Origin of the sequence: Azospirillum sp. A23 (assembly GCF_042938965.1) — a bacterium.
GTDB classification, from domain to species: domain Bacteria; phylum Pseudomonadota; class Alphaproteobacteria; order Azospirillales; family Azospirillaceae; genus Azospirillum; species Azospirillum melinis.
In genome coordinates, this window is sequence record NZ_CP170666.1 from 1,082,166 (window position 1) to 1,105,600 (window position 23,435).

Genomic DNA, 23,435 nt, shown 5'->3' on the forward strand with positions numbered 1-23,435 from the left:
CCGGTGTCTCCGTCAGCGCCGAACCGGCCAGCGGAAGGCGAGGTGCCCCACCGCGGCGAACAGCAGTTTGAAGGTCATCACCAGGGCGAAGTAGATGCCGCAGATCACGGCATAGACCTCGAAGCTGCGGTAGGTGCGCGTCTCGATGAAGCCGCCGGTGTGGAACAGCTCCTCCGCCGAGATCTGCGAGGCCAGCGAGGTGCCGAGCAGCAGCAGGACGAACTGGCTGGTGAAGGCGGGATAGACGCTGCGCAGGGCGGGCGGCAGCACGATGTAGCGGAACACCTGCCAGCGCGAGAGCCCCAGGCACTGGCCCGCTTCCACTTGGCTGCCGGGGATGGCGTCGAGCCCGGCGCGGACGATCTCGGTGCAATAGGCGCCGAAATAGAGGCCGAGTGCGATGGACGCCGCCTCGAAGGCCCCCATCCGCAGGCCGAAGCCCGGCAGCACGAAGAAGACCACGAACAGCTGGATCAGCGACGGCGTGTTGCGGATCAGCTCGACATAGCCGCGGATCGCCCAGCGCACCGGGCGCGGCCCGCTGCGCACCGCCGCCGCCGCGGCGACACCGATGGCGGTGCCGATGGCCGCGGCAACCAGGGTCAGCAGCAGCGTGTGCAGCGTGCCGTCGATCAGCTGGTCCTGATAGCGCCAGAGCTGCTGGAAATTCAATGTCTGCATGGGGATCTGGCCGCCTCGGGTCAGCCGAAGAAGGTGCGGTAGGCGCGGCTCACCCGCCCGTCGGCATCGAGGCCGAACAGCACCCTCCAGCGGTCGATGCAGGTGCAGGGATGCGAGATGCCGAACTCGACGATGTCGCCGACAGCGAGCTCCTGGCCGGCCGGCACGGCGACGAAGGCGTGCTGGTCGTTCAGCCGGGTGACCCGCAGCCCGTCCGCGGGCAGCGCCACGCCGTCGCGGTGGATCCGCAGGGGGCGGGGAAGATCCTGGTCGAAGGAGGAATCGCGCATGCCGAAGCCGCAGATCGCCAGCCCCGGCTCCGGCCGGGTCAGCACCTCCGCCCACAGGCGCAGGGCCGGGCGGAAATCGGCGGCCGTGGCGCCGCCGCAGGCGAAGCCCTGCCGGGCGTCGAGCGCGCCGAGCGCGCGTTCGTAGGTGCCATGGTCGTGGAAGAAGATGGCGCCGCTGCGCAGCACCAGCGTGGCGTTGCCGTCGGCCTTCGCGACCGGCGCCAGCGCGGCGACCACCATGTCGAAGAAGGCCGATCCGCCGGCGGTGAGCAGCAGCGGCCGCTCCGGCGCCAGCGCCCGCACCAGGGCGAAGGCCTCCGCCGTCCGCTCCATCAGGGCGGCGATGTTGGCGGCGGTCTGGGCCGGGTCGGAGGTCGCGACCGCCCCCTCATAGGTGGCGACGCCGTCCAGCACCAGCAGGCCGGGATGCTCGCGGACCGCGGCGAGGATCGCGTCCACCGCCGCGCGGTCGCGGGCGCCGCCACGGCCGGCGCCGACCTCGACCAGCACCGCCAGCGGGCGTCCAGCGGCCTCGGCAGCCGCGGCCAGCGTCGCGACCGCCGCCGGGGAGTCGGCGAAGGCGCGCAGGTCGGCGTCGGGGTGGGCGGCGAGCAACGTGCCCAGCCGCTTGCCGCTGGCGATGCCGCCGATCTCGTTGCCGAGGATCAGCCGGGTCACGCCGGCGCGCAGCAGCACGGCGGCCTGCTGCAGATTGGCGACGGTGGCGCCCCAGGCCCCGGCCTCCACCAGTGCGGAGGCGATCTGCGGCGCCATCGGCGTCTTGGCATGGGGGGCGAGCGCCACGCCGTGCTGGCGCGCATAGGCAAGGATCAGGTCGCGGTTGGCGGCGAAGGCGTCCTCGTCGAGCGTCAGGACCGGCAGCGCCATGTCGCCGGCAGCCGGCCGCCAGCCCTGGGCGCCGACATCGCGCAGCCGCAGCGGCGCCGTCCCCGGCGGCACCCCACGGATGCTGTCGTCCAAACTGCTGTCGAGCAGGGCATCGAGAAACATGCTCATGGGCGGCAATCCTGATCAGCCTGATGGGGACGAAGCGTCGAACGTCCGATGACAACGTTATCATATCGCCGCATCGGTGCAATGACAACGTTGTCATCGCATCTTGAAAAAGAATCCGGCTCATCGGGTTTTGAAAAACAGTCACGCCCCCTCTAGGCTGGTCCGAACCACGACCGGGGACCGCCGCCTTGCTGATCGCCCATCTCTCCGATCCCCACATCCGCCCGCAGGGCGAGCTGTACCAGGGACTGGTCGACTCCAACGCGATGTTCGACGCCGCCGTTCGTCACCTGAACGCGCTCGATCCGGCACCCGACCTTGTGATCGTCACCGGCGATATCGTCGACCGCGGCACCGCGGCCGAATATGAGCGGGCGCGCGCCGCTCTGCGGTCCATTCGCCAGCCGGTCCTGCTGCTGCCCGGCAATCACGATGACCGGGACGCCTTCCGGACGGCCTTCTCCGATCACTCCTACCTGCCGGCAACGGGGCCTCTCCACTTCGCCGTGGACGACAAGGGGCCGCTGCGCATCGTCGGGCTCGACGTGACGGTTCCCGGCGACCATCACGGGGACGCCACGGAGGAGGCCTGCGCCTGGCTCGCGGCGCGCCTGTCGGAGGAGCCGGAGCGACCGACGCTCGTCATGCTGCATCAGCCGCCCCTAGAAAGCGGCATCGCCTGCATCGACGCGTACAACTGCCGCAACGGCATGGGTCTGGCGGCGGTGCTGGCCACCCATCCCCAGGTCGAGCGGCTTCTGTGCGGGCATGTCCACCGCTTCATGCTGGCCCGCTTCGCCGGGACGGTGCTGGTCACGGCCCCCAGCACGACGACGGCCATCGCGCTGCGGCTCGCACCGGATGCCGAGCCGGCCTCCTACGTCGAGCCGCCGGCCTTCCTGCTTCACCGCTGGCAAGAGGGCGCGGGGCTGGTCACCCACCTCGTGCCCGTCGGCGACTTTCCCGGCCCCCTGCCGTTCTTTTGAGAGAGAGCGTGCTCTAAAGCCTCGCGCTCCGGTCGATCTCCTGCCGCAGGGTCAACGCCAGATCCTCGATCCGGTAGGGCTTCGACAGCACCGGGAAGCCATTCAGCCCGGCCCGGTCCTCGCTGTAGCCGGTGGTCAGAACCACCGCCAGCCGGGGCAGCAGGGCCCGCGCCGCCGCCGCCAGGGCCGGGCCGTCGATCTCGCCCGGCATCACCACGTCGCTGAACAGCAGGTCCGGCCTTTCCCCGTCCCGCAACAGGCGCAACGCCTCTTCCCCGTTCGCGGCGCGGCTGACCCGATACCCCATTTCCTCCAGGGCCGCGACGATCACCAGCGCCACCACCGGGTCGTCTTCGACCAGCAGCACGCTGGCGCCGCCGCCATCGACCACGGGCCGCTGGGCATCGACCGCCGCCGCGGGCATCGTCTCGGCGCGCGGCAGCAGCAGCGTCACACTGGTGCCCTGCCCCTCCACGCTGTCGACGGTCGCGATCCCGCCGGATTGCCGGCAGAAGCCGTAGACCTGCGCCAGCCCCAGCCCGGTGCCCTGGCCCACTGCCTTGGTGGTGAAGAAGGGTTCGAAGATCCGCTCCAGCGTTGTCGGCGCCATGCCATGGCCGCTGTCCCGCACCCAGATCCGCAAGAAGGAGCCGTGCAGGCCATGCTCGCCGCACTGCTCGACGTTGCCGGCACCGATCAGCAGATGGCCGGCTCCGGCGATGGCGTCGCGGGCGTTGGTGGCGAGGTTCAGGATCGCCAGTTCGAACTGCACCGGATCGGCCAACGCCGGCCACAACCCGCTTTCCAGATCGAACTCCAGCCGGATGTCGGCACGCAGCGCCCGGTCAAGGAAACTGCGCATCCCCAGCAGGCGGTCACGGACGTCGAAGGCTTCGGGTTCGAGGTTCTGACGGCGCGAGAAGGCCATCAGCTGCCGGATCATGCTGGCCCCGCGGTCCACCGCCTGATGGCCCGAATCCAGAACCTTCTGCACCCCGGCGACATGGCCGGCGCGCCGCCCGACCAGTTGCAGGCAACCCGACATCGCCTGGAGCAGATTGTTGAAATCATGCGCCATGCCGCCGGTCAGCTGGCCGACCGCCTCCATCTTCTGCGATTGCCGCAGCGTCTCCTCGGCCTGCATCAGCTCGGCCGTGCGCTCGGCGACGCGCTGCTCCAGGGTGTCGTTGAGGGCGCGCAGCTCCGCAATCGCCCGGTCGCGCTCCGCTATGATCGTGCGCCGCTCCTCGACGTCGATCAGCACGCCGGGAAAGCCAAGCGGCGTCCCGTCGGCGCCGTGATCGACCCGGCCGTTGGCCTCGATCCAGTAATAGCGCCCGTCATGCCGGCGGACGCGGTACTGGTGGGCATAACGGCCGCCCCGCGCGATTGCCTCGCCGATCGCCTCGGCCAGACCGGCCCGGTCGTCCGGATGCACGGTCTCGACCACCTGCGCCAGGCTGATACCGTCGCGTCCGAGCGCCGGGTCGAGCCCGAAGGCCTTGGCGAACGCCTCGTCGATGGTGAAGCGGTCGGTCGCGATGTCCCAGAACCATGTGCCGATGATCGCGCCGGCGGACAGGGCCAGCTGGACCCGTTCGGCATCGGTGCGGGCGGTCTCGAGGGCTCGCTTGCGATGATCGATGTCTTCGAGCATCGCGATGGCGCCGGTGACCTGTCCGGCGCCGTCCGTCAGCGGCACGCTGCTGACGGCGAACCAGCGCTCGGTTCCATCCGACTTTCTGTGGAGGAATTCGATGCCCGGAGAGACCAGCTCGCCGCGCAGGGCCCGTGCGGTGGGATAGCGGCTGGGCGGAAGGCGCTCTCCCCGCTCGTCGAAGGAGCACCACCGGTCGGCGTCCTCCGGCTTCGTCATTCTGGAGGGGATGGGTTGATCGGGCAGGAGTTCGCGATAAGACGGGCTGGACAACAGCGCCCGCCCATCGGCGTCGAACAGGCACACCGCGACCGGAAGATGCTGGAGGAGCGTGGAGAAGCGGTTGCCAGCCTCGGTGCGGGCGGCAACCTCCTGCTCCAGCGCCACGTTGCGCGCCCGCAGCTCGGCCTCGACCGCGTCGCGCTGCCGGGCCGCGATGACCCCTGCCGTCGTTTCCGTCGCGATGTCGAGCATGCCGACGACCCGTCCGCCGTCGCGCAACGGGCTGTAGGCGAAGGTCCACCACGTGTCCTCCTCGCAGCCGTTGCGGGTCATCACGAGGTGCATGTCGGTGACGCTGACCGCCTCGCCCTCCAGCACACGCGCGATGAGCGGGCCGATCATGTCCCACACCTCGGACCAGACGGCGGCAATCGGCCGCCCCTGCGCCGCCGGGTGGCGCTTGCCCAGAAAGGGAACATAGGCGGCGTTGTAGAGCAGGGTCTGCTCGGGTCCCCAGGTCGCGCACATGGCGAACGGGGACGCGAGCATCATCGTGAAGATCGCTTCGAGGGCGGGGCTCCAACCCTCACGCGGCCCGAGCGGGGTTGCGCTCCAATCGCACGCCTCGAGGTCCGGCAGGTGGGTGCTCATACGCTCGCTGACCCTCTGCCCTGCCTGCGCGATTGGCTCTCAGCCGGCCGTCGTCCTGCACCGGCTTGACGTTCGGGAGCTGGTGGGACCGGAACAGTCTTCCGTTGATGCATACCCGCTTATAAACGGCGGAAACAGTCCAGACAAGGCCGGTTCACGTCCCAGGGAAGAACCACCCCGGCCGGGCGGACACTTCCCCGCCGCCGCTTTCACGACAGCCCGGCTTCAATCCTGGCCACGCGAGACGCGAAACCAATGCTCGGCGTACTGCCGGCAGAGTTCCGCTTCCACACTGTCGCCCGTACGTTCGGCATCGGTGGCGCGGGCGAGCCACTGGGTCTGCTTTTGCACCGCCGATCCGTTCACACGGGCGGGTGCCGGCCGGACCCCGGTCGATGCGCCGGTGTTGGAGCGGGACTTGCTGAAGTTCGGTCGCGGCACTGGTACGCGGGGCCTGGAGGGTGGCATGGGTCTTACGGACTTCCTTTGAGGAGACGGGAGGGGCATCCTCCGATCCGGCAGAGTCTACGCTCCCCATCGCCGCGATGCGCGGAAATTCTGTAGCGCCGTGCCGCCCTTTGACGGACAGCCATATTCGCGTCAGCATGCGGACCGGCGGCGATGTGTGGCGGTGCGAAGCGACCGGACCCGGCGCACCCTCTCAACCGCCCCCTCAACCGTCCCCCTCAACCGACATGGATGGGACCGACGCCGTGCCGATCCGCAGACTGGACCTGAATCTCCTTCGGGTGTTCGAAGCCGTCATGCAGCATCGCAGCGTGATCGGCGCCAGCAGGGAATTGCGGATCACGCCCTCGGCGGTCAGCCACGCGCTCGCCCGGCTGCGTCAGTCGCTGGAGGACGATCTGTTCGTCCCCGGCACTTCCGGGATGGAACCGACCGCCCGCGCCCTCCAGCTATCGTCCGGCATCGCCGATGGCCTGGGACGGATCGCCGACGCGATGAGCACGAAGGCCTTCATCCCGTCGGAGGCGGTGCGGACCTTCCGCATCGCCGCAACCGACTATGCGGCGGTGATCGTCCTGCCGCGCGTCGTCGCGCGGATCGCTCCCCTCGCGCCGCAGATCGATCTGCGGGTGTTTCCTCTCAACCGCATGGACGTCGTCCGACACCTCGACGACGGCCGGGTCGATTTCGTGATCGGCTGGTTTGCCGACCTGCCGGACCGCATGCGCCGCACCACGCTTCTCCAGGAATCGGAAGCCGTGGTGGTCCGCCGCGGACATCCGCTGACCGCCGGGCCGGTGACGCGGGAACGCCTGTTCGAGTTTCCCCACGTCGTCGTGGAGTTGACCGGCAGCGAAGAGGGGGCGACCGACGGGTTCATCGACGACCGCGGCGTATCCCGACGGGTCTGGGTCGAACGGCTGATCCTCGAAGCGGCCGACAGCGACAAGGGCCTGACCGGGCGGGTGGCCGTCTCGGTCCCGCACTATGCCGCCGTCCCTCCGTTGCTGCAGGTCAGCGACATGGTGGCGACCCTGCCGAGGCTCCTGGCCATCCGGGCCGTGGAACAGTCAGGCCTGGCGATTCTCGACCTTCCCTATGAACCGCAGCGGGTGAACCTGGACATGATCCGGCACCAGCGTGCCGAGCGTGACCCCGGCGCCTGCTGGCTGATCCGGCAGATTGCCGCCGCGATGGCCGACCCGGACACACTGAACGTCGTTCATCATGGCGCTGTATAAACTTCATTTGCCGAATCTGGAAATTTCAAAGTAGTTATTCCACACCGGAACCGCCTCTTCATTATTGAAGCCGGAATATGGTCGTCAGCCATCAATGAATGACGGCGATGCATTGCCGCGGGCTCGCGCTGTATTCTCACCGAATACAAAAGCCCATTGAACACACAAGGAAACGGGACCGGCGTCGCGTCCGGGGCAGGTTGGGGGATGACCGGAATGAGGGCTCTTCGCTGGATGATCGGAGGTGCCGCCATCGCAGCGCTCGGCACGACCCTGTGGTTTTCGACACGGCCGCCGCCGCTGACCGTCCAGGGGGAGGTGTCGGCCGACCGGGTCGACATCAGCCCCCGCGTTTCCGGCCGCGTCGCCAGATTGGGCGCCGATACCGGGGACAAGGTGACGCACGGGACGGTGCTGGTCGAGCTGGAAAGCCCGCAGCTGGTGGCGGCGCTGTCCGCCGCCCAGGCGGCGCTCGGCGTGGCCAGGGCCGACCTCGACCGGGTCAACAGCACGCGGGCCGAGACCATCACCGCCAGACGGGCCGATCTGGCCTCGGCGGAGGCCGACGTCACCCTCTATCAGGACAATTACGGCCGGCAGGCCCAGCTCATCCGCTCGGGCAACACCCCGCAGGCCCGGCTCGACGAGGCGGCGCGCAATCTGGAGGCCGCCGTCCGCAAACGTGAATCGGCAGAGGCCGCCCTGCATCTCGCGGTCACCGGCGCCAGCCCGGAGGAGCGCGCCCTCGCCGCCGCACAGGTCAAGCAGGCGGAGGCCGCCCTCCGCCAGCGGTCCGTCGACGTGGAGGAGCTGGTCGTCCGCGCGCCGATGGATGGCCAGATCACCACCAGGGTGGCCGAGCCGGGCGAGAATTTCAGCGCCGGCGCGCCGCTCTTCTCCATGGTGGACATCGCGCACCCCTGGTTCACCTTCAACCTGCGCGAAGATCTGCTGACCGGGCTCAGCGTCGGCGCCGGCTTCCGGGTCACCGTTCCCGCCCTCAGGTCGGCGGAGATCGGGTCGAAGGAGATCCCGGTGCGGGTGACGACGATCAACGTCCAGGGACAATACGCGACATGGCGGGCGACCCGCGCCACCGGCGATTTCGATCTGCGGACCTTCGAGGTCCGGGCCGTCCCGGCCGAGCCGGTGGAAGGACTGCGGCCGGGAATGAGCGCCATCTGGGTCCGGCAGGGGCATTGAGATGCGGCCCCGCACTGGGTTGCGTCCCGGCTTCCTCCTGGTCTTCCAGCGTGAACTGGTCTGGCTGCGCCGGCGCCGTCCCGGTCTGCTGGTGCTGGTGACCCTTCTGCCGCTTGGCCTGATGGGGCTGCTGACGGCGATTTTCAGCGCCGGCCTCGCCACCCGCCTGCCGGTCGCCGTGCTCGACCTCGACGGGTCCGACCTGTCGCGCACTATCGTCCGCACCGTCGACGCCACGCCCGATGTCGCAGTGGCGCAGCGCGTCGCCGATCTTGCCGAAGGGCGCCGGCTGATTCTGTCCGGCGCCGTCCACGGGCTGCTGATGATCCCGCGCGATCTGGAACGGGACGTGAAGGCCGCCCGGCGGCCGGAGGTCGTCTTCTTCTACAACACCCAGACGCTGACCTCCGGCAACCTCGTCCTGCGCGGCATCAACAATGCCGTACCGACGGTGGCGGCCGGCATCCGCCTGTCGTTGCGCACGGCCCAGGGCCAGCCGACGGATGCCGCCCAGGCCTCGCTGGCACCGATCCCGGTGCAGGTCCACGGCCTGTTCAACCCGACCCTGAATTACGCCCATTTCCTGCTGGCGGCCCTGTTGCCCAGCCTGCTTCAGGTGGTGGTGGTCGTGGCATCCGCCTGTTCGGTGGGATTGGATGTCGAGACGCGGCACCGGCTGGCGATCCTGCGCAGGCTTGGCGGCGGCCTGTGGCCGGCCATGGCGGGAAAAGTCCTGCCCTACACGATCCTGTCCGTGATGGTTCTGGGCCTCGCCGACTCCGTCCTGTTCGGCCTGCTCGATCTGCCGTTGCGCGGCCAGCGGGGGATTCTGCTCCTCGCGGGCATCCTGTTCCTGCTGGCCTGCCAGCTGCTCGGCATCCTGCTGGCGCTGCTCCTGCGCTCCACCGCGATGGCGGTCAGCATCGGGACGCTGCTGACCGCGCCGGCCTTCGGCTTCATGGGCATCGGCTTTCCGCGCCTCGGCATGGGCGGTTTCGCCCAGGGTTATGGGGCGTTGCTGCCGGGAACCTGGTACCTGACGGCACGGATCGACCAGACCGTCCGCGGCACGCCGTCCGACCTGTCCTGGCCGCCGGTGCTGGTCCTCGCCGCTTTCGTGATCGGGCTGGCCGGGCTGACCGCGTGGCGGCTGGAGGGGCTGCGTGCCCGGCGCCGGCGGGCGGGCACCGGGCACAGTGTCCCGGTTCACGAGGGGAAGGCGTCATGAGAGCGGTCCTCGCCGTGTTCCGCCACGAACTTCGCCGCATCTTCACCCTGCGCCCGGTCTTTTCCGTGTTCATCCTGGCGGCGGCGATCTATGCCGTGTTCTATCCGCAGCCCTACCTCACCGAGGCGCTGCGCAACGTCCCCATCGTCGTGGTGGACCGCGACGGGACAAGCAGCAGCCGGGAGATGGTCCGCCGGCTCGACGCGACCTCCGACGTCAGTGTCGCCCTGGTGCTGCCCGACCTCCCCAGCGCCCAGCGCGCCGTCTATGAACGCACGGTGTCGGGCATCCTGCTGATCCCCGGGAATTTCGAGCGCGACCTGCTGCATGGGCGGCCCTCTCCGGTCGCTTTCTATGCGGACGCCAGCTATTTCCTGATCTATCAGCGGATCGCCGGGGCCGTCTCGGCAGTGGCAAGGACGCTCGGGTCGGAGGTCGAAAGCGCGCGGCTGGTCGCTGCCGGCGTCGATCCGGCCCTGGCCGGCGCCGTCGTCGACCCGATGCCGCTGACGGCGGTGCCGCTGTTCAATCCGCAGGGAGGCTATGCGACCTATCTGCTGCCGGCGGCCTTCGTCCTGATCCTGCAACAGCTCCTGCTGATCGGAACCGGCCTGCTCGGCACCATCCCCGACCCTGGCCCGGACCCCGGCCCGGACCCTGACTGGCCGAGGGCGGGGCCGCTGGCGACGGTGACCGGCAAATACATGGCCTATCTGGTGCCGGCGGCCCTGATCCTGCCCTTCTACCTGATCGCCCTGCCCTATCTGTACGGCATCCCGCGCCTGGGCTCGCCCGCGACCGTTCTCCTCTTCGCGCTGCCGTTCGTCCTCGCCGTCTGCGGCCTTGGCCTAATCGCCCCGGCGGTCTTCCGCACCCCGCTCGCGGTCCAGCTCGCCACCGCGGCGGTCGGGTTGCCCTTTTTCTTCCTGGCGGGCTTTTCCTGGCCGCAGGAATCGATGCCGGACGCCGTTCGTCTGGTCGCCCGGCTGTTGCCCAGCACATCGGCAATCGACGGGCTCGTCCGCGTGGCCCAGCTCGGGGCGCCCCTCTCCGAGGTTGCCGAACCCTTCCTGACGCTGTGGGCCCTGGCCGGACTCTATGGCGCAATCGCCGTTGCGCTCGCAGCCCGGCGTGGAGCCCCCGCCCCTCGGCCCGGTCACGTCGACAGGCGCAGATAGAAGGTCGGCAGCACCTCCGGCAGCTTTTCGGCGCGATCGATCACCATGACGTTGCGCGCCCCGAACATCCGGGTCAGGTAATCGCGGCCCTGCGGATCGAGCCCGATCACGAAACAGTCGATCCCCCGCGCCGCCAGCCCCAGCACGGCGCGGCGGGCGTCGTCCAGCAGATAGCGGCGGTCGGCGACGTCGATGTCCGACGGCTCGCCGTCGGTCACCACCAGCAGCAGCCGGCGGTGGGTCGCCTGCCGTTCCAGCAGCCGGCCGGCATGGCGCAGCGCGGTGCCGAGCCGGGTGGACAGACCGGCCTTCAGCCCGGCCAGCCGCCCTTTGGCCGCGGCATCGTAAGGCTGGCGGAACGCCTTGATCCGGTAATAGCTGACATCCTGCCGCCCGTTGGAGCGGAAGGCATAGATGGCGAAGGGATCGCCCAGTTCGTCCAGCGCCTGGGCGAACAGCGCCGCGGCCTCCCGCTCCACCGACAGCACGCTGCGCCCGCCCCCGGCAACCGGATCGCCGGTGGAGGCGGACACGTCGAGCAGCAGCAGGACCGAGAGGTCGCGGTTGCGGCGGACCAGCAGTTCATGCACCCGCGGATCGGGAGCCTCGCCGCGGCGGTGGCTGACCATCGCGTCGATGCAGGCGTCCAGATCCATCCGGTCGCCCTCCGGCTGGCGGCGCAGCCGCACCGGCCGGCTGACCTTGGCCGAGCGGACCAGCGCGGTCAGCCGGTCGGCGGTTGCCTGATGACGCTCGACGATGCGGGCGATGGCGGCAGGGTCGCCGGGCTCGGTCCGCCGTTCGTTCAGCACGACCCAGTCGGGACGGTCGATGCCGACGCGGTAGTCCCATTCCGGGTAGCGCAGCGGCGGGGCGGTGATCTCCTCCTCCCCCACCGCGCGGGCGGGCACATCGGTGGCGGACAGCCGCGCCGGGGTGGCGCCCTCCCCCACCTGATCGTCGGGCCGGCCGTGGTCGCGCTCCTGCTGTTCGGTACGGAAGGCCTCGAACACCGTCTCGGCATCGCTGGGCGGGGTCGGCGGCGCCTCGCCATGGTCCCACAGGCCGAGGTTGTCGTCGCGGTAGGCCGGCTCGACGACATGGTCCTTGGCGTTGAACTGCACCCGCATCTGACCGAGATCGTTGCCCAGCAGCCCGCCGATCCGGCGGCTGAGCGCCGGGCTGTCCCACTCGGCCTCCGCCTCGAAGAACAGCCGCCTGCCCTTGGCGACCCAGGCATCGTCGTCGCGATAGTCGGGGTCGATCAGCGCGCGGGCCAGCCGCGCCATCAGGGCGGGCGCGGTGCCGGCGCCGTCCGGCTCGGCGACGTGGAAGGGCCGCCAGACCCGCAGCAGGCCTGGATGCTCGCGCATCGCCAGCTGCTCGACCCGGGCATCCTCGATCAGCGAGACGAGCGCCAGCTGCAACGGCTTCAGCCCGGCGGCGGGAAAGCGCGGGCCGGAGAAGCGCAGATGCGCACCGGCATGGACCAGGGCGGCGCGGAACAGCGCGCCGGAGCGGCGGCCATCGACGCCGCGGAAGGTTCCGGGCATCCAGATCAGCCCGTCCGACAGGCTGACCCGCCGCGGCGGGTTGCCGGCGGCATCCGGCCTGGCATGGCGGATCGGCACCCGCAACCGCCACAGCGCGACCAGATAGGCGACCAGCCGGCGCTCGACGGAGGAAAAGGCGGTGTCGGCGGGAAACTGGTCCGCGGGAAATTGACGCGACTGGTCGTCGGGCATCTGATCTCCGGTCTTGGTCTCTCTCTCCAACGAGGGACGTCTCAGGCAATCGCCGCCGACACGGCGGCGGAGAAGGCGTCCCGCACGTCGGCGTCGTCGGTGATCGGCAGGACCAGCGCGATCCGGCAGGCGGTCTCCAGCGGGATTCCCTGTGCGACCAGCCGGCCGGCATGGATCAGCATGCGGGTGGACACCCCTTCCTGAAGCCCATGGCCCTTCAGGTTGCGCGAGCTTGCGGCGATGCGGACCAGCAGGGCCGCGGTGCCGGCGGCGACGCCCGATTCATGGGCGACGATCTCCGCCTCCACCGCAGCGTCGGGATAGCCGAACTCGATGGCGGCGAAGCGCTGCTTGGTCGATTCCTTCAGATCCTTCAGGACGCTCTGGTAGCCGGGGTTGTAGGAGATCACCAGCTGGAAGTCCGGATGCGCCTGGACCAGCTCGTTGCGCTTCTCCAGCGGCAGGATGCGGCGGGCGTCGGTCAGCGGGTGGATGACGACGGTGGTGTCCTGGCGGGCTTCGACGATCTCGTCGAGATAGCAGATGGCGCCGTGCCGCACCGCCTGGGTCAGCGGCCCGTCGTGCCAGACCGTGCCGCCGGGATCGAGCAGGAAGCGCCCGACCAGATCCGACGCGGTCATGTCCTCGTGGCAGGCCACCGTCACCAGCGGCCGGCCGAGCCGCCATGCCATATGCTCGATGAAGCGGGTCTTGCCGCAGCCGGTTGGGCCCTTCAGCATCATCGGCATGCGCGCCGCATAGGCGGCCTCGAACAGGGCCACCTCCCCGGCGACCGGCCGGTAATAGGGCTCCTCCGGAATCCGGTGTGCATCCAGCGCCATCGGCGCGTCTCCTTATGATTGGTCCCGCTTCGGAGAGAGGCGGCGGGCGTCTCCCGACACCCGCCGCGACGTCTGCCCGGCCCCTCAACGATGCAGGGCGGTTCCCGGGTTGGGGATGCCGTCGATTGGGCATTCCTCGGTGCCGACGGTGCCGCGGGTCATCGCCTCGACCCGCGCGCGGGTGCCTTCCGGATCGTTGATCCAGTCATGGTAGAAGCTGTAGGCGCAGGCCGCCTCGCCCTTCGAATCCTCGCCGGAGTTGATCTTGCCGGTGTAGCCGCGGTGGACCAGCTTGAAGAGGTGGTTCTGCGACTGCATGTTCTTGCGCGCGTCGCGGATCAGCGAGGTGGAGAGCTGGGCGTACTGGATGCCGTTCTCCTCGGTGCCGCACTCGCCCAGCGTACGGCCGTCGAAGCCGATGATGGCGGAATGGCCGAAGTAGGAATAGACCCCGTCGAAGCCGGCGGCGTTTGCCACAGCGACGTACGTGTTGTTGGCCCAGGCCATCGCCTTGGACATGATGACCTGCTGTTCCTTGGCCGGATACATGTAGCCCTGGCAGCGGACGATCAGTTCGGCGCCCTTCATGGCGCAGTCGCGCCAGATCTCCGGATAATTGCCGTCGTCGCAGATGATCAGGCTGATCTTCAGCCCCTTCGGCCCTTCGGTGACGAAGGTGCAGTTGCCGGGATACCAGCCCTCGATGGGCACCCACGGCATGATCTTGCGGTATTTCTGAACGATCTCGCCCTTGTCGTTCATCAGGATCAGCGTGTTGTAGGGCGCCTTGTGCGGGTGCTCCTCATGCCGCTCGCCGGTCAGGGAGAAGACGCCCCAGACCCTGGCCTTGCGGCAGGCGTCGGCGAAGATCTCCGTCTCGTCGCCGGGGATGGTCGAGGCCGTTTCGTACATCTCCTTGGAATCGTACATGATCCCGTGGGTCGAATATTCCGGGAAGATCACCAGATCCATGCCCGGCAGGCCGACCTTCATGCCCTGGACCATCTCCGCGATTTTGCGGGCGTTGTCGAGGACTTCGGCCTTCGTGTGCAGGCGCGGCATCTTGTAGTTCACGACCGCGACGCCGACGGTGTCCTTGCTGCTGGAAATATCGCCGTGCAACATGGTGCATTCCCTTTCTGGTCTGTGGATCGATAAGGAGGGGGCGTTCCGTCCCGGCGCGAGGCTGGACGGCGAACCCGTGTGTGGGGGGTTGAGAGAGACGGGACCGGAGCTGCGGCCTAGACCGCCATGTGCCGGTGCACCAGATCGTCGGTCAGGCTCTCCGTCGGCCCGTGGGCAGCGACGCGCCCCTTGTCGAGCATCAGGAAGAGGTCGGAGGCCTGCCGGGCAAACCTCACATTCTGTTCCACCAGCACGACGGTGATGCCGTACTGGCGGTTCAGGGTCATGATCACGTTTTGAATCTGTTCGACGATGTTGGGCTGGATGCCCTCGGTCGGTTCGTCCAGCAGCAGGACCTGCGGATTTGCCGCCAGCGCCCGCGCGATCGCCAGCTGCTGCTGCTGCCCGCCGGACAGGTCGCCGCCCTTCCGGTTCAGGTTGTCCCGCAGGTAGGGGAACATCTCGAACACCAGGGGCGGGATCTCGCGCCTCCCGTCCGGGCGGGCGAAGCTGCCCATCAGGATGTTCTCGCGGATGGTGAATTTGCCGACGATGCCGCGTCCCTGCGGCACATAGCCGATGCCGAGGCCGGCGCGGCGGTGGGTCGGCTCGCTGCGGATGTCGCTGCCGCCCAGCCCGATCCGGCCGGTGACCCTGTCGGTCAGCCCCATGACGGTGCGCATCAGCGTGGTCTTCCCCACCCCGTTGCGGCCCAGCACGCCGAGCAGGCTGCCCCTGGGCACCGCGAAGCTGACATTCTGCAACACCGGGCTGCTGCCGTAGAAGGAATAGACGTCGGTCATGTCAAGCATGGGAGATGCCCCCGCTTCCAAGATAGGCCTCGCGCACCTTGGGATCGTTCTCCACCTGCCGGATCGATCCTTCGGACAGGCGCTTGCCCTGGTGCAGCACGGTGATGGTCCCGGCGATCTCGCGGACGAAGCCCATGTCGTGCTCGACCACGATCAGCGTGTGCCGGCCGCGCAGCCGCTGGAAGATGCGCGAGGTCTTGCCGGTCTCCTGGATGGTCATGCCGGCGGTCGGCTCGTCCATCAGGATCAGGGCGCTGTCCTGGACCAGCAGCATGGCGATCTCCAGCCATTGCGTCTGGCCGTGCGACAGGAAGGCGGCCCTGGTGTCCAGCTCGTCGGCCAGTTCGACGATCTCCAGCACCTCGGCGATGCGCCGGTCGAGGCGGAGGCCGGGGAACAGGCGGATCGTCCGGGCCGGGCCGGGGTGCCGGGACTTCGCCACCTCCAGATTTTCGCGCACCGTCAGTTCCTTGAACACGCTGGGCACCTGGAACTTGCGCCCCACCCCGTGGCGGGCGCGCCGGTATTCCGGCGCACTGGTGATGTCCTGCCCGTCGAGCAGGATGCGCCCGCCGGTCGGCTGGGTGCGGCCGCAGATCAGGTCCAGGGTGGTGGACTTGCCGGCCCCGTTGGCCCCCAGCAGGCAGCGCAGTTCGCCGCGCTCGACCGCCAGATCCAGGCCGTTGACCGCCTTGAAGCCGTCGAAGCTGACTTCCAGCCCGTGGAGTTCGAGATAGGCCATGGGGATCGTCTCCTTCAGCTCGGCGTGCGGCCGGCATGCGGCGCCTCGGAAAGGGCGGCGGCACGGGCGGCGGCAAGGGCGGCATCCGCCTTGGGACGGGACGGTCGGGTCAGGCGGTCCGACAGGATGCCGATCAGGCTCGACAAGCCGTTGGGCAGGAAGACCACGACCAGGATGAACATGCCGCCGAGGATCAGCTGCCAGGTGTCGAGGAAGCTCTCGGACAGGCTGCCCTGCATGAAGTTGACCAGGATGGCGCCGATGGCGGCCCCCAGGAGCGAGCCGCGCCCGCCGACCGCCGCCCAGATCACCATCGACAGGCTGAGCGGCACCCCCATGAAGGTGGGCGAGGCGAATTCCAGCACCATGGCGTAGAGCATGCCCGCCAGCCCGGCCATGCCGGCCGACACCGCGAAGGCGAGCGACTGGTAGGCGGCGACGTCGTAGCCGAAGAAGCGGACCCGGTCGGCGTCGTTGCGGATGGCCTGGAGGATCAGCCCGGCCTTGCTGCGGGTGAAGGCGAGGCCGAGCAGCAGGCAAAGCGACAGCGCCCCGGCGGACAGATAGTAGAAGGCCGGGCTGTAGGGATCGAAGGTGACGCTGCCGGCCTCCAGCCACGCCAGATCGGTGATGCCGTTGAAGCCGCCGGTGTAGGCCTGCTGGTCGATGAACAGCAAATTGACCACCGCCAGCATGGCGAGCGTGATGATGGCGACATAGACCCCGGCGATCCGGGCCCGGAACATGAAGGATCCCAGCAGCAGAGCCACCACCACCGGGGCCAGGATGCCGGCCGCCACCGCGAACAGGCTGGAATGGAAGGGCTGCCAGAACCAGGGCAGGTGGTCGAGGTTGTTCCACACCATGAAGTCCGGCAGCCCGGCCGACCCGGTGTGGACCGGGCTGGTCTTCAGCTTCAGATGCATGGCGATGGTATAGGCGCCGATGCCGAAGCTGACCCCCTGCCCCAGGTTGAGGATACCGGCATAGCCCCAGCTCAGGGCCAGCGCGGCCGCGGCGAGGCCGAGCGCCAGATAGCGGGCGAACTTGTTCAGGAGGAAGGCGTCGGTGACGAAACTGGGAACCGCCAGGATGACGGCACAGAACAGCAGATAGGCGGCGAGCTGGGCATAGGGCTTGCTGCGCGACAGGGTCGATTTCGACATGAGCGGGCTCCGGGCGACGGGACCGACCGGGGAACCGGCCCGGTTTTGAAGATCGGGTTGGCTGAGGTTTGCTTGGCCGAGGCTGGCCGGCTGGTCGTCGGGGAACTGGACGCTGGTCATCGCCTTGGCCCTCCTCACCGGCGCCGCTGATCGACGAACAGGCCCTGCGGACGGAAGCGGACCAGGACCACCACCGCCAGGAAGACCAGCGCCTTTGCCAGCGTGTCGTTCAGCAGGAAGGCGATGCCGGCGGTGCCGCTGCCGAGCAGGCCGGAACTGACCACCGTGCCGATCAGGCTGCCGACGCCGCCGACCACCACCACCATGAAGGCATCGACCACGAAATTGGTGCCCATGTCCGGCGCCACGCTCTTGATCGGCGCCACCAGCGCCCCGGCCAGCCCGGCGAGGCCGGAGCCGAAGGCGAAGGTCAGGCTGTAGACCCTGGCGCTGTTGATGCCGTAGCAGCTGGCCATCTCGCGGTTCTGGGTGACGGCGCGCAGCTTCATGCCGAACTCGGTCCGCTGGATGACGAACCAGGTCAGCGCCAGCAGGGCGGCGGTCAGCGCCAGGATGAACAGGCGGTAGCTGGGGATGCCGACCCCGGCGATATCGATGCTGCCGGACAGGAATTCCGGCGTCTGGACATAGCGCAGCTCGGCCCCGGCGGACAGGCGCACCGCCTGTTGCAGCATGATGCCGATGCCCCAGGTCGCCAGGATGGTGTCGAGCGGCCGGTGGTAGAGGAAGCGGACTACCGTGCTCTCGACCACCCAGCCGGCCGCCGCCACCATGAAGAACACCAGCAGCAGGCAGGGGATCAGCGGCAGGCCGAACTGCGACTGGAGGAACCAGGTGCCGTAGGCGCCCAGCATGACGAACTCGCCATGGGCGAGGTTGATGACGCCCATCGCGCCATAGATGATCGCAAGCCCGAGCGCCACCAGCAGCAGGATCGACGCGATGCTGAGCCCGGTGAAGAGTTGACCGAAGAAAATATCCATAAGCCCCTCCGACGGGGACGGCGTCGGGCGACGCCCTCCCCTGCCCGTTCATTGCTCAAGCACCCTTGAGGCCGTCCTTGGTGCAGCTCTGGCCCGGATAGGCCCAGTAGGGTTCCGGCTTCACCCAATCCGACGATTGCTGGATGACCTTGAACTGGCCGTCGGCCTGGGCCTGGCCGATCTTCGGCCACAGGTAGCAGTGCAGGTTGTCGCCATCGACCTTCACCTTGCCCTGCGGCGCCATGATCTCCAGCCCCGCCGTGGCGTCGCGGACGGCGATGGGGCTGATGTCGCCCTTGCCGATTTTCTCCACCGCCTTGCGGAACAGGTGCATCTGGAAGTACGCCGCCTCCGACACGAAGTGCGTCACCGACTCCTTGCCGAAGCGCTTCCGGTAATTCTCGACGAAGACCTCGTTCTCCTTGGACTGGTGGCCCATGAAGTATGGCGCGGAGGTGAAGTGGCCGGCGGCATACTCGCCACCCATCGCCGCGATCTCCACCTCCGACGTGGTCAGGCTCGCCATCGGCATTTTGTCCGGGTTGAACCCCGCCGCCTTGTACTGCTTGTGCAGCGCGATCACGCTGTCGCCGACCACGGTGGAGAAGATCACGTCCGGCTTGGTCTCGCGGAATTTGTTCAGCACCGAGCCGAATTCAGAATGGCCGAGCGGCACATACTCCTCGCCGACCACCTCGCCGCCCAACTCCTTCAGCAGGATCTTGCAGACGTTGTTCTCTTCCTTGGGATAGATGTAGTTGGAGCCGATCAGGTAGAATTTCTTGCCGAAATTCTTGACCAGCCAGGGAATGAACTCCTTCTGCTGCTGGTTGGGCACCGCCCCGGTGTACATGACGTTCTTCGAGCATTCGCGGCCCTCGTAGAGCGTCGGATACCAGTAGAGGTTCTTGCGCTTCTCGAAGACCGGCAGCACCGCCTTGCGCGATGCGGAAGTGTAGGAACCGAAGACGCTGACGCACTTGTCGTTCAGCACCAGCTTGTTGGCCTTGTCGGCGAAGGTGGCGGGGTCGGAGGCCGGATCCTCGACGACCGCGGTCAGCTTCATCCCGTTGATGCCGCCGGCGGCGTTGATCTCGTCGATGGCCATCAGGGTGGCGTTGTGCATCGACTTCTCGACGACCGCGGTGGTGCCGGTCAGCGAGAAGAGGACGCCGACCTTGATCTCGCCGCTCGCCGCCCAGGCGGCGCCGCTGTCCTTGATCCAGATGTGCGGAAAGCCGACCGATCCGGCCACCCCGGCGACAGCCGTCGATTTCAGAAAATTACGCCGTGTGAAGGTCATGACGTGTTTCCTCCTCGTTTTCCTGTTCTTGGCAGGTCTTCGGCACGGACAGGAGAGCGCACAAAAAAAGCCCCACCCAGGCCGGCGGCCTGCTGGGGCTTCATTGCCTCGGCACAACTCCCGGCGTCATCGGCGGGGGTGTGCCTGGTGCGGTCTCAAGTCGTGTCAGCTGATTTTAAAATATTCAACGAATGATGGCGCTGACCACGCATCAGTGTTCTTGCCTGCGCCGAATGGCTCGGGCACCGGATAAAAGAAATCGTTCCGCGACAAGAAAAACGTCGCGCCGATCCTAAAAGAGCGAATGGTCAGACTTATCCCTGCACAAACCCATCCATTGGCGTCCCTCGCATCTGTGGTGCCGGAGTGCGCGTCGGTACGTCGGGTTCAAACACAAAAAAAGCCCCGGCAAGGCTGTTACACCTTCAGGGGCTTCATCGCCTGCCCGTCGATCCGACATCATTGGCGGACGCGGGCGATTTGCTTCGCTTGCTTAGTAAGATGCACAGTGCGCCGCCTCACCGTCAATATCAAAATTGGTCAGCGAGTCGGATTTTCCGCCATCAGCATTTCGCTGGCGTCGATGATGGCGGCGGCGACCGCCTCGATGGTCGTCCGCCGGGCCATGGCGCGTTCGCGGATGAAGCGGTAGGCCTCCTCCTCGGTGATCCGCCGCTGCTCGATCAGGATCGCCTTGGCCTTGCTGACCTTCTTGATGCCGTCCAGCCGCTGCTCGACCTTCTGGAGGCGCTTGCGCATGCCGCGCTCGCCCTCCGCGGCGCGGTGGGCCATGAACATGGTGGTCAGCAGGCCGAAGGCGCGGATCGGCTTGCTGACGAAGCCGCGCACCCCGTAATCGACCAGGGCCTTCAGCACGGTCGGGCTCTCATAGTCGAGCACGGCGACGATGGGCGGCCCGTCGTCGGCGGTGGACCAGGACAGCCGTCCCTGTCCCGACAGCAGTTGGGTCATGTCGAGGAAGATCAGATCGACGCCGCTGGGGCGGTCCTTGGGCGGCGGCCATTCGGACCGGGCCTGGCAGCCGATGCGGTGGAGCTGGCGCAGCAGCTCCTCCGCCTCGGCGTCCTGCGGGTGGATGACCACCACGCGAAAGGAGCGGATATCGCGGAGCAGGTTGATCGACATGCGGCGTTCGCCCCGTTTGCAGTCAGACCGTGGCCTGCCGCCGCCAGCGGATGTCCGCCTCGTCGGCAGCGTTGTGATCCACCAGATACGGATCGGGCTTCATCGCCACCGGCGAGTCCGCGACGATCTCGAACCGGCCATCCGCATCGACCCGGCCGACGCGCGGCCACAGGTAGGTGTGGTTGTTGTCGGGATCGATCCGCACCCGCCCCTGGGGCGCATCGAACTCCTGCCCGAAGATGGCGTCGCGCAGCCGGTCGGTGTCCATGCAGTTGGCGATGCGCAGGGCCTGGGCGAACAGATGGACCTGGAAATAGGCGGCCTCGCACGACGCGTTGGTCCGCTCATGCTCCCCGAACCGCTCGCGGTAGCGGGCGACGAAACGGCGGTTGGCCTCGCTGTCGATGGAATCGAAATAGGGGGCGGCGGTGACATGCCCGCGCGAGGCGGCGACGCCGATGTCGCTGATTTCCGCCTCGCTGGTGGTCAGGCTGGCAATCGGCATTCGCGCCGGATCGAACCCGGCCTCGGCATAGGCGTGGTAGAGATGGGCGGTGGCGGCGCCGACCACCGTGGAGAAGATGAAGTCCGGCTGCTTGCGCCGGATGTCGCGGATGACCGGGGCGAACGCCTTCTGCGTCGCATTCAGCGGCAGGTATTTCTCGGCGAGGATCTTGCCCGACCGCTGGAGCACCAGCTCCCGCATGATCCGGCTGGATTCATAGGGATAGATGTAGTCCGACCCCACCATATAGACGCGGCTGCCATATTCCCGCGTCAGATAGTCGGCCAGCTGCCGGCCGTTCTGGTTGGGGGCGGCGCCGGTGTAGATGACGTTGCGCGAGCATTCGAAGCCCTCATAGAGGGTCGAATAGAGCAGCAGCCCGTTGCGCCGCTCCACCACCGGCAGGATCGCCTTGCGCGTGCTCGACATGTAGCAGCCGAACAGGACGCTGACCCGCTCCTCGGTCATCAGCCGCTCGGCGAGCGCCGCGAACAGCGCCGGATCGGATTGCGGATCCCGGACGACCGGCAGGATTTCCCGGCCGTTGACCCCGCCGCCGGCATTGATCTCCTCGATCGCCATCAGCGTGCCCTGGAGCTGGGTGCGTTCGATTCCCGCCGTGACCCCGGTCTGCGAGAACAGCACGCCGACTCTCCACGGTTCACCGTTCTTGGGGGTACAATCCATCTGCATCCACCTCTTCGTCACGCTCGCAGCCGCAATCCGCACCCAGGCCAACCAATCGCCAACCGCTGGCGATCCAGTTGAAAAACAAACAAAAAAAGCCCCAATCAGGGCGGTCGGCCCGGATTGGAGCGCCATTGCTCCGGCCCGCTCCGTCACGTCGGGACCCCTGCTGAAACCCAGCCGCGGCCCCCTGGCGTGACGTCGGACAGATATGGACTTGCATACTATGACAAGGCCGGATTGTTTGGCGACTCCTGTTTTGCGCGGCATCGGCTCACAGGGCCGCTCACACGGTCGCTCACAGGGCCGCCACCCCCTCGCGCGTCAGGGTGACGGGCGATGCGTTGGGCGGCCACAGCAGGTCGGACTCGACCCCCATCCAGCGGCAGAGCACCGGCCAGGTGCCAGCATGGGCGACGATCAGCAGCGGGCCGCCGTCGCCGGGCACCGGCAGCCCGTCGAGCGCCGCGGTGACGCGGATGCGGAAGCCGGTCAGGCTTTCGCCGTTCGGCACCTCCTCCCGCAGCAGGTCGGCCGGGATGGCGCCGCCTTCGAGATCGCCCCAGCGCCGTTCCTCCAGCCCGGCCACGGGGATCACCGGAACGCCCAGCGCCTCCGCCAGGATGCCCGCCGTCTCCAGAGCCCGGCGCTGCGGGCTGCTGTGGACCGCCGCCACCGGCTGCCCGCTGGCGAGCAAGCTGGCGGCGCGCAGGCTCGCGGCGGCCTCCCGCGCCTGCGCCCGGCCCCGCTCGGTCAGCGCCACGTCCTTCGAGCCGGCGAGCCAGCCGCCGAGATTGCTCTCCGTCTCGCCGTGCCGGCAGAAGATCACCGACCTCAGCATGACAGCCGTTCCGCCAGTTCGGCGAAGCCGCCGAGGATGCCGTCATGCGGCAGGCCGTCGAGCGGGACGCGGGCATAGCCGTAGGGAACCACCAGCACCCGCGCCACCCCGGCGGCACGGGCTGCGGCCACGTCATGCTCGTTGTCGCCGACGAAGACGGTTTCCGCCGGTTCGACCCCCAGCCGCTCCAGCAGCCCCAGCACCGGTTCCGGCGACGGCTTGCGGGACGGATAGCTGTCGCCGCCGACCACCGCGGCGAAGCGGCCGGCGATGCCCAGATCGTCGAGCAGCCGCAGGGTGGCCGCCATCGGCTTGTTGGTGCAGACGCCGAGCCGCAGCCCGGCCTCCGCCAGCCGGCCAAGCGTTTCGGCGACGCCGGGGTAGAGCGTGCTGTGGGCGCTGGGGTCGGCCCCGTAGATCGCCAGAAAGCGTTCGAGGCAGCGGGCGGCCTCGTCCGGAGCCGGAACCCCGCCGGTGGCGGCCAGCACCCGTTCCACCAGCTTGGGCGCTCCATCGCCGACGAAGGAGCGCACCGCCGCCAGATCGACCGGCGGGCGCCCCAGCTCGGCGAGCAGGGCGTTCGAGGCATGCATCAGGTCGGCCACGCTGTCCACCAGCGTGCCGTCGAGGTCGAAGGCGACGGCGCGGATGGCGGGGCGGTTGAGGCTGTCGGCGGTATCGGTCACGATTGCGGC

The 23,435-nt window shown here is 68.4% G+C and carries 21 protein-coding genes; 5 read left to right on the top strand and 16 right to left on the bottom strand.

Annotated features, from left to right (window positions below; all coding sequences use genetic code 11):
* Positions 1 to 12: 12 nt before the first annotated feature.
* A complete protein-coding gene (locus ABNQ40_RS13825) occupies positions 13 to 681 on the bottom strand; it encodes an amino acid ABC transporter permease (RefSeq protein WP_109046899.1) in 669 nt (222 codons plus the stop codon).
* Between the two features lie 20 nt (positions 682 to 701).
* Entirely contained in the window at positions 702 to 1,988 is a 1,287-nt protein-coding gene (locus ABNQ40_RS13830; protein WP_391346913.1) for an alanine racemase, read from the bottom strand.
* A 188-nt stretch (positions 1,989 to 2,176) separates the two neighbouring features.
* Here ABNQ40_RS13830 and ABNQ40_RS13835 point away from each other — a divergent pair, with 188 nt between their 5' ends.
* Complete coding sequence (locus tag ABNQ40_RS13835; protein WP_391346916.1) at positions 2,177 to 2,974, top strand: phosphodiesterase; 798 nt, start codon at positions 2,177 to 2,179, stop codon at positions 2,972 to 2,974.
* Between the two features lie 13 nt (positions 2,975 to 2,987).
* Here ABNQ40_RS13835 and ABNQ40_RS13840 read toward each other — a convergent pair whose 3' ends face one another.
* Complete coding sequence (locus ABNQ40_RS13840) at positions 2,988 to 5,405, bottom strand: PAS domain S-box protein (protein WP_391346918.1); 2,418 nt, start codon at positions 5,403 to 5,405, stop codon at positions 2,988 to 2,990.
* Positions 5,406 to 5,729: 324 nt separating this feature from the next.
* Entirely contained in the window at positions 5,730 to 6,011 is a 282-nt protein-coding gene (locus ABNQ40_RS13845) for a DUF4167 domain-containing protein (protein WP_391346921.1), read from the bottom strand.
* A gap of 206 nt (positions 6,012 to 6,217) precedes the next feature.
* Between ABNQ40_RS13845 and ABNQ40_RS13850 the strand changes: the two genes are divergently transcribed.
* The 4 genes from ABNQ40_RS13850 (at position 6,218) to ABNQ40_RS13865 (ending at position 10,822) form a co-directional block, all read left to right on the top strand.
* The gene (locus ABNQ40_RS13850; RefSeq protein ID WP_109046941.1) at positions 6,218 to 7,213 is read left to right on the top strand and encodes a LysR family transcriptional regulator; all 996 of its coding nucleotides are present in this window, start codon (positions 6,218 to 6,220) and stop codon (positions 7,211 to 7,213) included.
* A gap of 207 nt (positions 7,214 to 7,420) precedes the next feature.
* Entirely contained in the window at positions 7,421 to 8,416 is a 996-nt protein-coding gene (locus tag ABNQ40_RS13855; RefSeq protein WP_109046894.1) for an HlyD family secretion protein, read from the top strand.
* 1 nt (position 8,417) lies between these two features.
* Positions 8,418 to 9,644, top strand: coding sequence for an ABC transporter permease (locus tag ABNQ40_RS13860; RefSeq protein WP_391346923.1), 1,227 nt, complete (start codon positions 8,418 to 8,420; stop codon positions 9,642 to 9,644).
* Positions 9,641 to 10,822, top strand: coding sequence for an ABC transporter permease (locus tag ABNQ40_RS13865; RefSeq protein ID WP_109046892.1), 1,182 nt, complete (start codon positions 9,641 to 9,643; stop codon positions 10,820 to 10,822). Before ABNQ40_RS13860 ends, ABNQ40_RS13865 begins: the two co-directional genes overlap by 4 nt.
* On the opposite strand, the gene ABNQ40_RS13870 is transcribed toward ABNQ40_RS13865, so the two are convergent.
* The 12 genes from ABNQ40_RS13870 to gph all read right to left on the bottom strand — a co-directional run bounded on the left by ABNQ40_RS13870 (position 10,801) and on the right by gph (position 23,426).
* The gene (locus ABNQ40_RS13870; protein WP_109046891.1) at positions 10,801 to 12,567 is read right to left on the bottom strand and encodes a nitric oxide reductase activation protein NorD; all 1,767 of its coding nucleotides are present in this window, start codon (positions 12,565 to 12,567) and stop codon (positions 10,801 to 10,803) included. The genes ABNQ40_RS13865 and ABNQ40_RS13870 overlap by 22 nt on opposite strands.
* A gap of 41 nt (positions 12,568 to 12,608) precedes the next feature.
* The gene (locus tag ABNQ40_RS13875) at positions 12,609 to 13,409 is read right to left on the bottom strand and encodes a CbbQ/NirQ/NorQ/GpvN family protein (RefSeq protein ID WP_109046890.1); all 801 of its coding nucleotides are present in this window, start codon (positions 13,407 to 13,409) and stop codon (positions 12,609 to 12,611) included.
* Between the two features lie 84 nt (positions 13,410 to 13,493).
* On the bottom strand, positions 13,494 to 14,534 hold the full coding sequence (locus tag ABNQ40_RS13880) for an aliphatic amidase (protein WP_109046889.1): 1,041 nt from the start codon (positions 14,532 to 14,534) through the stop codon (positions 13,494 to 13,496).
* A gap of 116 nt (positions 14,535 to 14,650) precedes the next feature.
* Positions 14,651 to 15,346, bottom strand: a complete 696-nt coding sequence (urtE, locus tag ABNQ40_RS13885) for an urea ABC transporter ATP-binding subunit UrtE (protein WP_391346927.1) — start codon at positions 15,344 to 15,346, stop codon at positions 14,651 to 14,653.
* Positions 15,339 to 16,088 (bottom strand): urea ABC transporter ATP-binding protein UrtD, encoded by a 750-nt coding sequence (gene urtD, locus ABNQ40_RS13890; RefSeq protein ID WP_391346930.1) that lies wholly within the window; start codon positions 16,086 to 16,088, stop codon positions 15,339 to 15,341. Before urtD ends, urtE begins: the two co-directional genes overlap by 8 nt.
* A gap of 14 nt (positions 16,089 to 16,102) precedes the next feature.
* On the bottom strand, positions 16,103 to 17,374 hold the full coding sequence (gene urtC, locus ABNQ40_RS13895; RefSeq protein ID WP_391346933.1) for an urea ABC transporter permease subunit UrtC: 1,272 nt from the start codon (positions 17,372 to 17,374) through the stop codon (positions 16,103 to 16,105).
* A 14-nt stretch (positions 17,375 to 17,388) separates the two neighbouring features.
* Positions 17,389 to 18,258 carry an urea ABC transporter permease subunit UrtB gene (urtB, locus tag ABNQ40_RS13900; RefSeq protein ID WP_109046886.1) on the bottom strand — a complete coding sequence of 290 codons (870 nt, stop codon included), beginning with the start codon at positions 18,256 to 18,258 and terminating at the stop codon, positions 17,389 to 17,391.
* A 55-nt stretch (positions 18,259 to 18,313) separates the two neighbouring features.
* Entirely contained in the window at positions 18,314 to 19,561 is a 1,248-nt protein-coding gene (locus ABNQ40_RS13905) for a transporter substrate-binding protein (RefSeq protein WP_109046885.1), read from the bottom strand.
* A 540-nt stretch (positions 19,562 to 20,101) separates the two neighbouring features.
* Positions 20,102 to 20,707, bottom strand: a complete 606-nt coding sequence (locus ABNQ40_RS13910; protein WP_109046884.1) for an ANTAR domain-containing response regulator — start codon at positions 20,705 to 20,707, stop codon at positions 20,102 to 20,104.
* 22 nt (positions 20,708 to 20,729) lie between these two features.
* Positions 20,730 to 21,899, bottom strand: coding sequence for a transporter substrate-binding domain-containing protein (locus ABNQ40_RS13915; RefSeq protein WP_109046939.1), 1,170 nt, complete (start codon positions 21,897 to 21,899; stop codon positions 20,730 to 20,732).
* 298 nt (positions 21,900 to 22,197) lie between these two features.
* Positions 22,198 to 22,740, bottom strand: a complete 543-nt coding sequence (locus ABNQ40_RS13920; protein WP_109046883.1) for a histidine phosphatase family protein — start codon at positions 22,738 to 22,740, stop codon at positions 22,198 to 22,200.
* Positions 22,734 to 23,426 carry a phosphoglycolate phosphatase gene (gph, locus tag ABNQ40_RS13925; protein ID WP_109046882.1) on the bottom strand — a complete coding sequence of 231 codons (693 nt, stop codon included), beginning with the start codon at positions 23,424 to 23,426 and terminating at the stop codon, positions 22,734 to 22,736. The genes ABNQ40_RS13920 and gph overlap by 7 nt, the downstream gene beginning before the upstream one ends.
* Between the last annotated feature and the right edge of the window lie 9 nt (positions 23,427 to 23,435).

What these genes read in the sequence shown, in the direction of transcription:
- ABNQ40_RS13825 (WP_109046899.1), bottom strand. Translation starts at nt 681, where the DNA reads ATGCAGACATTGAATTTCCAGCAGCTCTGGCGCTATCAGGACCAGCTG.
- ABNQ40_RS13830 (WP_391346913.1), bottom strand. Translation starts at nt 1,988, where the DNA reads ATGAGCATGTTTCTCGATGCCCTGCTCGACAGCAGTTTGGACGACAGC.
- ABNQ40_RS13840 (WP_391346918.1), bottom strand. Translation starts at nt 5,405, where the DNA reads ATGATGCTCGCGTCCCCGTTCGCCATGTGCGCGACCTGGGGACCCGAG.
- ABNQ40_RS13845 (WP_391346921.1), bottom strand. Translation starts at nt 6,011, where the DNA reads ATGCCCCTCCCGTCTCCTCAAAGGAAGTCCGTAAGACCCATGCCACCC.
- ABNQ40_RS13855 (WP_109046894.1), top strand. Translation starts at nt 7,421, where the DNA reads ATGACCGGAATGAGGGCTCTTCGCTGGATGATCGGAGGTGCCGCCATC.
- ABNQ40_RS13860 (WP_391346923.1), top strand. Translation starts at nt 8,418, where the DNA reads ATGCGGCCCCGCACTGGGTTGCGTCCCGGCTTCCTCCTGGTCTTCCAG.
- ABNQ40_RS13865 (WP_109046892.1), top strand. Translation starts at nt 9,641, where the DNA reads ATGAGAGCGGTCCTCGCCGTGTTCCGCCACGAACTTCGCCGCATCTTC.
- ABNQ40_RS13870 (WP_109046891.1), bottom strand. Translation starts at nt 12,567, where the DNA reads ATGCCCGACGACCAGTCGCGTCAATTTCCCGCGGACCAGTTTCCCGCC.
- ABNQ40_RS13875 (WP_109046890.1), bottom strand. Translation starts at nt 13,409, where the DNA reads ATGGCGCTGGATGCACACCGGATTCCGGAGGAGCCCTATTACCGGCCG.
- ABNQ40_RS13880 (WP_109046889.1), bottom strand. Translation starts at nt 14,534, where the DNA reads ATGTTGCACGGCGATATTTCCAGCAGCAAGGACACCGTCGGCGTCGCG.
- urtE (WP_391346927.1), bottom strand. Translation starts at nt 15,346, where the DNA reads ATGCTTGACATGACCGACGTCTATTCCTTCTACGGCAGCAGCCCGGTG.
- urtD (WP_391346930.1), bottom strand. Translation starts at nt 16,088, where the DNA reads ATGGCCTATCTCGAACTCCACGGGCTGGAAGTCAGCTTCGACGGCTTC.
- urtC (WP_391346933.1), bottom strand. Translation starts at nt 17,374, where the DNA reads ATGACCAGCGTCCAGTTCCCCGACGACCAGCCGGCCAGCCTCGGCCAA.
- urtB (WP_109046886.1), bottom strand. Translation starts at nt 18,258, where the DNA reads ATGGATATTTTCTTCGGTCAACTCTTCACCGGGCTCAGCATCGCGTCG.
- ABNQ40_RS13905 (WP_109046885.1), bottom strand. Translation starts at nt 19,561, where the DNA reads ATGACCTTCACACGGCGTAATTTTCTGAAATCGACGGCTGTCGCCGGG.
- ABNQ40_RS13910 (WP_109046884.1), bottom strand. Translation starts at nt 20,707, where the DNA reads ATGTCGATCAACCTGCTCCGCGATATCCGCTCCTTTCGCGTGGTGGTC.
- ABNQ40_RS13915 (WP_109046939.1), bottom strand. Translation starts at nt 21,899, where the DNA reads ATGGATTGTACCCCCAAGAACGGTGAACCGTGGAGAGTCGGCGTGCTG.
- ABNQ40_RS13920 (WP_109046883.1), bottom strand. Translation starts at nt 22,740, where the DNA reads ATGCTGAGGTCGGTGATCTTCTGCCGGCACGGCGAGACGGAGAGCAAT.